Origin of the sequence: Mycobacterium sp. (assembly GCF_035314905.1) — a bacterium.
Taxonomy (GTDB): Bacteria; Actinomycetota; Actinomycetes; order Mycobacteriales; family Mycobacteriaceae; genus Mycobacterium.
On sequence record NZ_DATFYW010000194.1, the window covers coordinates 1 to 5955 of the forward strand.

9 protein-coding genes and 1 pseudogene are annotated in these 5955 nt (G+C 67.7%); 5 read left to right on the forward strand and 5 right to left on the reverse strand.

Features of this window, described 5'->3' with window-relative positions; all coding sequences use genetic code 11:
* Positions 1-345 precede the first annotated feature (345 nt).
* A complete protein-coding gene (gene cei, locus VKG81_RS17035) occupies positions 346-996 on the reverse strand; it encodes an envelope integrity protein Cei (RefSeq protein WP_324397734.1) in 651 nt (216 codons plus the stop codon).
* 164 nt (positions 997-1160) lie between these two features.
* On the opposite strand from cei, the gene VKG81_RS17040 reads away from it, so the two are divergent.
* Positions 1161-1463, forward strand: a complete 303-nt coding sequence (locus VKG81_RS17040; RefSeq protein WP_024445904.1) for a DUF4193 domain-containing protein — start codon at positions 1161-1163, stop codon at positions 1461-1463.
* Here the strand turns inward: VKG81_RS17040 and VKG81_RS17045 are convergent.
* Complete coding sequence (locus VKG81_RS17045; protein ID WP_324397735.1) at positions 1460-1948, reverse strand: DUF3093 domain-containing protein; 489 nt, start codon at positions 1946-1948, stop codon at positions 1460-1462. The two genes, VKG81_RS17040 and VKG81_RS17045, sit on opposite strands and share 4 nt — an antisense overlap.
* A gap of 25 nt (positions 1949-1973) precedes the next feature.
* Between VKG81_RS17045 and dut the strand changes: the two genes are divergently transcribed.
* Together dut and VKG81_RS17055 are read left to right on the forward strand one after the other, a co-directional pair.
* Positions 1974-2438 carry a dUTP diphosphatase gene (gene dut, locus VKG81_RS17050; RefSeq protein WP_324397736.1) on the forward strand — a complete coding sequence of 155 codons (465 nt, stop codon included), beginning with the start codon at positions 1974-1976 and terminating at the stop codon, positions 2436-2438.
* Entirely contained in the window at positions 2438-3190 is a 753-nt protein-coding gene (locus tag VKG81_RS17055) for a DUF3710 domain-containing protein (RefSeq protein WP_324397737.1), read from the forward strand. Before dut ends, VKG81_RS17055 begins: the two co-directional genes overlap by 1 nt.
* 7 nt (positions 3191-3197) lie before the next feature.
* On the opposite strand, the gene VKG81_RS17060 is transcribed toward VKG81_RS17055, so the two are convergent.
* Positions 3198-3896: an alpha/beta hydrolase gene (locus VKG81_RS17060; protein WP_324397738.1), complete on the reverse strand. Its 699-nt coding sequence runs from the start codon at positions 3894-3896 to the stop codon at positions 3198-3200.
* A gap of 124 nt (positions 3897-4020) precedes the next feature.
* On the opposite strand from VKG81_RS17060, the gene VKG81_RS17065 reads away from it, so the two are divergent.
* Both VKG81_RS17065 and VKG81_RS17070 read left to right on the forward strand, forming a co-directional pair.
* The gene (locus tag VKG81_RS17065; protein ID WP_324397739.1) at positions 4021-4392 is read left to right on the forward strand and encodes an OB-fold nucleic acid binding domain-containing protein; all 372 of its coding nucleotides are present in this window, start codon (positions 4021-4023) and stop codon (positions 4390-4392) included.
* A gap of 90 nt (positions 4393-4482) precedes the next feature.
* Positions 4483-5124 (forward strand): DUF3159 domain-containing protein, encoded by a 642-nt coding sequence (locus tag VKG81_RS17070; protein WP_324397741.1) that lies wholly within the window; start codon positions 4483-4485, stop codon positions 5122-5124.
* On the opposite strand, the gene VKG81_RS17075 is transcribed toward VKG81_RS17070, so the two are convergent.
* Positions 5121-5843 carry a TrkA family potassium uptake protein gene (locus VKG81_RS17075; RefSeq protein WP_324397740.1) on the reverse strand — a complete coding sequence of 241 codons (723 nt, stop codon included), beginning with the start codon at positions 5841-5843 and terminating at the stop codon, positions 5121-5123. The genes VKG81_RS17070 and VKG81_RS17075 overlap by 4 nt on opposite strands.
* Positions 5821-5955, reverse strand: a pseudogene (locus VKG81_RS17080) (TrkA family potassium uptake protein); the annotation flags it as partial. The pseudogene VKG81_RS17080 and the gene VKG81_RS17075, both read right to left, overlap by 23 nt.

Here is a 5955-nt window from a genome sequence, read left to right on the forward strand (position 1 = left end):
TGACGAAGGGCACATCGCAGCGAACGCGTTCCGCTCTTCGATCTCCCGGACCGTGCCGCCGCCGGTCAACACGAGCCCATGCACGACGACGTCAGGATAGGTTCGCGAGATCTGCAGAAGCGCCGCGCCGGTACCGATGGCGACATCACCGCAATGCGCGGCAATCACCGCCACGCTATTCAGCGGCTCGGTGGGCGACCCTCTCATCCGCTCGCCGCGCTGTCGTTGCTGGGATCCGACTTGACGTTGATGGACGCGCTCCTTAAGACCAGCCCCTCGAGGAGCATTTAAATCCAGTCAACGAGTGTATCCCGTCGCGCAAATGACGCAAGATTTGCTACATCGTCAGCATGCGTCGGCGTGAATCTTTGGCAGCAAAGATAAATCAGGCGGTGCGGTGGCTCCGGGGCGCAGGCTGGCAAGCATCGCGTCGATGTCGTCGCTGTGGGTGAGCGCCGTGAATTGCGTGCCGATCGCCAGGTCAACCGAGTCGTCTGGGCGTTGATCCTCGAACAGCTCCGTGCATGGCGCAACGAGCCAGACGGACGCGGCCGCGGCCTGTCCGGCGGGGCCGAACCGGATCTGGCCGTGGCATGTCAGACGCGTGTTGGCGTAGATCGGGTCGTTCGCCGCCGTGGGTTGAGCGAACCCAAGATCGCGCAGCGCGCCCGCCACATCGGCCGCCTGACCGCCCTGACCACTGGCGTTGAGCACACGGATCTTCGTGTCGGTGAGTTTCGCCGGCGCCACCTTCGTCATGGTGGCCCGGGACACCTGCTGGCCGAGCTGGGGTTGTGACGGATCAGCCGGGGCGGGCGGTGGGTTGCAGACGGCGGCTTCCCGGACATCAGCGGGGCGGGTCAGCGCGACCACCCACACGACGGCCGCAGCCAAGAACAAGGCCACGCCGACGATGATTCCGGGGAGGTAGTTGCGCCGTTTGAAGGGCCTGCCGTGCCGGTCGAAGGCGGTGCCTTCGGTGATTTGAGCGACCACGAGTGCACTCTAGAGTGCGGTCCGCGGCGCGGCAGTTGCGCGAGGCCCGATTATGTGATGCAAATCACACTTGAACACGGGGTATTCCGGGCACGAATCGTTTGGTAGACGCGTTCGGCACTGGTACAAAGCCTTGCTGCATGTTGTAGATAGGGGGCAAGACGATGGCTACAGACTACGACGCCCCACGGCGTACCGAGACCGACGACGTATCCGAGGACTCGCTGGAGGAGCTGAAGGCGCGGCGCAACGAGGCACAATCGGCCGTGGTCGACGTCGATGAATCAGAGTCGGCCGAATCCTTCGAACTGCCCGGCGCTGATCTGTCGGGTGAGGAACTGTCGGTGCGGGTCATTCCGAAGCAGGCCGATGAGTTCACCTGCTCCAGCTGCTTTTTGGTGCACCACCGCAGTCGTCTCGCGAGCGAGAAGAACGGCGTGATGATCTGTACCGACTGCGCGGCCTAGCCGGCGGCGCGGGGCTGCAATGCCGCCAGCACCCGATCCGGGTGCCGGCTGCTCACCAGCCAGTACGGCGTCGGGTCGTCGGGGTCGTCCAGCACCACCAGCGCCATCGGCCCTATCCAGGCCCGATGCAGGACGTAGGCGGCCGGGTCGAGCTGGCGGCCCAGCGCCGAGGACTTCGCCGAGCGGGGGACTTCGGCCGAGCGCGAGATGACGGTCACGGGGAGGTGGGCCTGCCCGGCCCAGAGCTCGGGCCCGTCGGTGCCGTCGACGACTTGCACCTCGATTCGCCCGAGCCAAACCAGTGCGCCGGCCGCGACGGCGAAAAGCAGCGCGAACGAGATCCAGCGGGGCCAGTCACGGGCGGCGGCGTTGACCTCGAGAGCCACCAATCCCGCAACGAACAGAGCGGGCGGATACCACCACCACGGCACCGACAGGCGCTCGTGGTAGAGCATCTTTTGCGACGTGGCGCGCGTGCCGGACACGCGGCCAAGGGTAGTCTTTCGTGTCGTGTCCACCCGTCTGGCGGTCGTTCGTCTGGACCCCGAGCTCCCGATGCCGAGCCGAGCCCACGAGGGCGACGCGGGCGTCGATCTCTACAGCGCCCAAGACGTCGAACTCGCGCCGGGCCAACGGGCGCTGGTGCCCACGGGGATAGCGGTGGCGATTCCGTACGGCATGGTCGGACTGGTGCATCCGCGGTCGGGTCTGGCCGCGCGCGTTGGGCTTTCGATCGTCAACAGCCCCGGCACCATTGACGCGGGTTACCGGGGGGAGATCAAGGTGGCATTGATCAACCTCGACCCGAGCGTGCCGATCAACGTGCACCGCGGCGACCGTATCGCGCAGTTGCTGGTGCAGCAGGTGGAATTACCCGAGTTGATCGAGGTGTCGTCGTTCGACGAAGCCGGGTTGGCGCAGACCCCCCGTGGCGACGGCGGACACGGTTCCTCCGGCGGACATGCGAGCTTGTGATGGCATTCGGGCGAAGCAGAAGAAACGAACCGGATCCGGACGCCAAGTCGGCGCAGCCGGAGGCCGAAGACGTCGACGAGCCGGTCGACACCGGCGACGCACCGGTAGACGGCCCGTTCGACATCGACGATTTCGACGAACCGACGCAGGCCGAGGTTGCCAGGCTCGATCTCGGATCTGTTCTGATCCCTGTTCCCGATACGGGGCAACTGCAGGTCGAACTCACCGAGACGGGCATTCCCAGCGCGATCTGGGTCGTGACGACGAACGGGCGATTCACGATCGCTGCCTACGCCGCCCCGAAGACCGCGGGATTGTGGCGCGAGGTCGCCTCAGAGCTCGCCGACGCGCTGCGCAAGGATGCGGCGATGGTGTCGATCGACGACGGTCCATGGGGCCGCGAGGTGGTCGGCGCCGGCGCCAACCCGGTCCGGTTCATCGGCGTTGACGGCTACCGATGGATGATCCGGTGCGTGATCAACGGGCCGGCCGAGAGCATCGAGGCGCTGACGGCCGAAGCGCGAAACGCGTTGGCGGACACGGTAGTTCGCCGTGGCGAGACGCCGCTGCCCGTCCGCACGCCGTTGCCGGTCGCGCTTCCCGAGCCGATGGCCGCCCAGTTGCGCGCTGCGGCCGAACAGGCCGCGCAGCAGCAACCGCAACCGGCCGCCGAGCAGGAGCCGCAACCCACCGCCCGACGCGCCGCGGGCGGATCGGCGATGCAGCAACTCCGCACGACGATGGGCGGATAAGCGCTCCTCAGGCGTCCTGCAGGGCAGAGACACAAGCGGCTCCGAGAACCGCAGAGTCGGCGCCCACCTGGTCGAGGGTCACGGTGCGCAGCGCCGCGCGGGGGGCGGCCGACACCCATTCGACCGCAACCTCCAGCGGATGCACCGGGTCGTCAACCGCGGCGACAACGCCCATGGGCACCGACAGCAGCTCGAATTCCGGGCATGTCGGTGCGACGTAACCGGCGGCTTCGTCCATCGCGTCGGGCAGGGCCGGCCATTGGCCGACCCACGAGCGGGTGAGCTCTTCGGCCAGCCACTGCGGGCTCGACGCACGCATCTGCGCGGTTGCAGCCACCAGCCCGTCGCGGCGCAACGCGTGCGCTGAATGCCGGGCCGCAAGCGCGGCGGGGGCCGACTCCGGCGAACCCGTCCATGCCGGGAGTGCGGCCAGCACCGCGACCGCGTGGCCGGGGTGGGAGAGTGCCCATGCGGCGGCTACCGCGGCGCCGATCGAGACCCCGCCCACCGCGATCGGCGCGTCGCGCGCCGCGTTGTCCATGTCGGCCAGGTAGCCGGCAATCAACCCGGACGACTGTGGCGCCGCCGCCGCGACCACTGCGCCGATGTCATGCAGCGCATCGGAAAACGCCCGGTAGACGTAGTCGTCGTCGGAACCGGTGCCCGGCAGCAGCACCGTGCACACGCCCCGCAGATTGACAGCCATCCCACGATGGTGCCTGGTGCGCTTCACAACAGGTGAGGCGACCCGCGTGCGGCGTGGCATATCAAACTCAACAGGTCTACCGTTGCGGGGGCAGTGCGGATACACCGGAGTGTCAGGAGGGCTCATGGCTACGGCCGAGCGATATCTGCGCCGACTCACCCGTCGGCTGACAGAGGACCCTGAGCAACGTGACGCCGAGGAACTGAGCGACGAGGCCGCCAATGATGGCGCGCAGCGCGCGATTGACTGCCAGCGCGGCCAAGAGGTGACAATGGTCGGCACCCTGCGCAGCGTCGAGGCCAACGCGAAGGGGTGTGCCGGTGGCGTCAAGGCCGAGCTGTTCGACGGCACCGACACCGTCACGTTGGTATGGCTGGGACAGCGCAAGATCACCGGGATCGACTCCGGGCGCAAGCTGCGTGTGCACGGTAGGCTCGGCAAGCTCGAAAACGGCTCAAAGGCCATCTACAACCCCCACTACGAGATCCAGCGATGAGCGCTGCCACGGACAGCCTCACCCGGAGAGATAGCTAGACACCGACCTGTGCCCGAAAATCGCAACGCCCCGCGGGCGCTGCTCGCCCAGATGGGCGGCGTCAGCGGTCTGATCTACTCCTCGCTGCCCGTGGTGGTGTTCGTGCCGGTTTCCACCGCGTTCGGCCTGATGCCCGCGATCGTCGCAGCGCTCGGCGTGGGCGCGCTGGTCCTCGCGTGGCGGCTGTTGCGCCGGGAGTCGGCGCAGCCGGCGGTCTCAGGATTCATCGGCGTCGGGATCTGCGCCGCGATCGCCTACGTGGTGGGCGAGAGCAAGGGCTACTTCCTGCTCGGCATTTGGAGTTCGCTGCTTTATGCCGGGCTCTTCGTGGGCTCCGTGCTGGTGCGACGGCCATTGGTGGGCTACATCTGGGGCTGGATCCATGACCACGACTCCAGCTGGCGGCGCGTTCGCAAGGCGGTTTTCGCCTACGACGTCGCAACGCTGATCTGGGCGCTGGTGTTCGTGTCGCGGTTCATCGTGCAGCGCTACCTCTACGACATCAACCAGACCGGATGGCTCGGAGTTGCCCGCATCGGGATGGGCTGGCCGCTCACCGCGGTAGCCGCGCTCGCGACCTACTTCCCGATCAAGGCGGCTGCGCGGGCGATGCCGCACCGGTCACCGGAGCGCGTCGACGAGCCCGTCGAGGACGGCGGAATCGGAGCCGACCCGGAGGTGGCCGGGAGCTAATCCTGCGGGCTCAAAAGCAGCTGCCGCACCTCGTCCTCGACCTCAGGCACGGCCACGAACAGCAGCTCGTCGCCCCCTTCGAGGGGCTCGTCGTCCTGCGGCACAATCACCCGGGATCCGCGCAGGATCGTCACCAACGCCGCATCACGAGGCAACTCGAGCCTGCGCACGGGCCTGCCGCCCCACGGCGTGTCGTCGGGCAACGTGATCTCCAGCAGGTTGGCCTCGCCCTGGCGGAACTTCATGATGCGCACCAGGTCGCCGACCGCAACCGCCTCCTCCACGAGCGAGGCCAGCAGGCGTGGGGTCGACACCGCGACGTCGACGCCCCACCCATCGTCGAACAGCCACTCGTTGCGTGGGTCGTTGACGCGGGCCACGACCCGCGACACCGCGAACTCGCTTTTCGCAAGCAGGCTGACCACGACGTTGGCCTTGTCGTCGCCGGTGGCAGCGATCACCACGTCGAATTCCTCAATGTGCACCGATTCGAGCAGCGACAGCTCGCAGGCGTCACCGAGGCGCCAGTGCGCGGCCGGGATCGCATCGACGTCGATGTGGTCGGGGTTGCGCTCCAGCAGCGTCACTTCGTGGCCGTTGTCGAGAAGTTCGCGGGCGATCGATCGCCCGACGGCACCTGCCCCGGCAATTGCGACTTTCACCTCCGCCGCTCCTTCATGTCGTCGCCGGCGGCCGTCATCGTTCCTCGACGTCCTCACTCGGCGGCAGCGCCGCGATGGCGAGCGCCTCGGCGATATGGCCCGCGATCGCGGCGACGTAGACCTGGTCGCCGGCCTGGATGACCGTCTTCGGATCGGGCAGCAGACCGGC

Excerpts from the sequence above, each read along its gene's own strand:
- VKG81_RS17065 (WP_324397739.1), top strand. The coding sequence starts at position 4,021 with ATGGCTACGGCCGAGCGATATCTGCGCCGACTCACCCGTCGGCTGACA.
- VKG81_RS17040 (WP_024445904.1), top strand. The coding sequence starts at position 1,161 with ATGGCTACAGACTACGACGCCCCACGGCGTACCGAGACCGACGACGTA.
- VKG81_RS17070 (WP_324397741.1), top strand. The coding sequence starts at position 4,483 with ATGGGCGGCGTCAGCGGTCTGATCTACTCCTCGCTGCCCGTGGTGGTG.
- VKG81_RS17055 (WP_324397737.1), top strand. The coding sequence starts at position 2,438 with ATGGCATTCGGGCGAAGCAGAAGAAACGAACCGGATCCGGACGCCAAG.
- VKG81_RS17060 (WP_324397738.1), bottom strand. The coding sequence starts at position 3,896 with ATGGCTGTCAATCTGCGGGGCGTGTGCACGGTGCTGCTGCCGGGCACC.